This window comes from Kitasatospora sp. NPDC085464 (genome assembly GCF_044541955.1).
Taxonomy (GTDB): domain Bacteria; phylum Actinomycetota; class Actinomycetes; order Streptomycetales; family Streptomycetaceae; genus Kitasatospora.
The window spans coordinates 1-1,659 of sequence record NZ_JBITTM010000124.1; the positions used below are offsets into that span (position 1 = coordinate 1).

The window sequence follows — 1,659 nt, forward strand, 5'->3', positions numbered from 1 at the left end:
AGCCCGGATCCACCGGGCTGTGACTGACGTGGGAACGGGATGACGCAGAGAGGTGCCTGCTGAGCTGGGAGGATGGGAGTTCTCTACGCTTCCGTCCGGCCCAACCAGCAAGGCACCTCGTAAGTGAAATCCTCCCATAGCTCCGCTGCGCTCACCGCCGCGTTCGACGAGCCGAACCTGATCGCGGACGTGGGGCTCGTCCCGCTGGTCCGGTTGGCCGAGCGCGTCGGGCTTCCCCGCCTGGCCGACGAGCGCCTACGGATCGACGGTGCCGGCAACAGCGGCGGCGCCCATCCGGCTGCGAAAGTGATGACGCTGGTCGCGGCGATGTGCGCCGGGGCCGACTCGATCGACGACGCCGGCCGGTTGCGGCACGGCGCGATGGGCCGGCTGTTCGGCGGGGTGCGCGCGCCCTCCACGCTGGGCACCTTCCTGCGCGCCTTCACCCACGGGCACAACCGGCAACTCCATGCGGTGCACCGGGAGTTCCTCGCCCGCCTGACGGCCACCACCCCACTTCTGCCCGGCGTCGACCACCTCGCGTTCGTGGACATCGATCCCACCCACCGCCGCGTCTACGGCCGCGCCAAGCAGGGTGCCGAGATCGGCCGGTTCAAGGGCGTGCGCACCCTGCACCCGATCCTCGCCACCCTCAGCACGCCGACGGCGCGCCCGGTGGTCGCGGCGGTCCGCCTGCGGCGGGGCAAGGCGGCCGACGCCCGCGGCGCCGGGCCGTTCACAAGCGAGGCCCTGGCGGCCGCCCGGCAGGCCGGGGCGGGCGGGACCGTGATCGTCCGCGCGGACAGCCAGTTCTACAACGCCGATGTCGTGGCCGCCTGCCGCCGCGCGAGGGCGCACTTCTCACTGACCGTGCGAATGAACCCCCACGTCGCCGCCGCGATCAGCTCGATCGGCGAGGACGCCTGGACTCCGATCCGCTACCCCGAGGCGTTCGTCGCCCCGGACAGCGGCGAGCTGGTCTCCGACGCCGAGGTCGCCGAGGTGGACTACACCGCGTTCACCGGACGCAGGAAGGCCGAGCAGGCAACCGCCCGCCTGATCGTGCGCCGGGTCCGCCGCCTGAACACCGAAGCCGCGGCCGGGCAGGGCGAGTTGTTCACCACCTGGCGCTACCACCCCGTGTTCACCGACAGCCCCTTCGCCACGCTCCAGGCCGAACTCCACCACCGGCAGCACGCGCTGATCGAGCAGGTCATCGCGGACGGCAAGGGATCAGCGCTGGCCCACCTGCCCTCCGGGAACTTCCAGGCGAACAACGCGTGGCTGACCCTGTGGGCCATCGCCCACAACCTGCTGCGGGCCGCCGGATCCCTCGCCGGGAGCCACCATGCGAGGGCGACCACCGCGACCTTGCGCGACCACCTGATCCACATCCCGGCCCGCATCGCCCGCTCGGCCCGGCGGTTGACGCTACACCTACCCGACCGCTGGCCCTGGCAGGACGCGTTCACCAACCTCTTCGAGGCCGCTCACCCTCCGCCGGCCTGATCAACAACCTGACCACCCGCCCGACAGGGCCTGACCGGAGCAAACGTGGAAAAGCTGGGCAGACCAGCGGACCTCTCATGCCCACCACCCGGCCACACCAGCCAGACCCCAGACGTGATCACCCCCGAACCAGGTCGGTGGATTCGGGCT

General features: G+C 71.5%; 1 protein-coding gene. It reads left to right on the forward strand.

Translation table 11 applies throughout. The annotated features are described in order from the left end of the window. Positions 1-123: 123 nt before the first annotated feature. Positions 124-1,509, forward strand: a complete 1,386-nt coding sequence (locus ACIGG8_RS42865) for an IS1380 family transposase (protein ID WP_396553995.1) — start codon at positions 124-126, stop codon at positions 1,507-1,509. Positions 1,510-1,659: the final 150 nt, after the last annotated feature.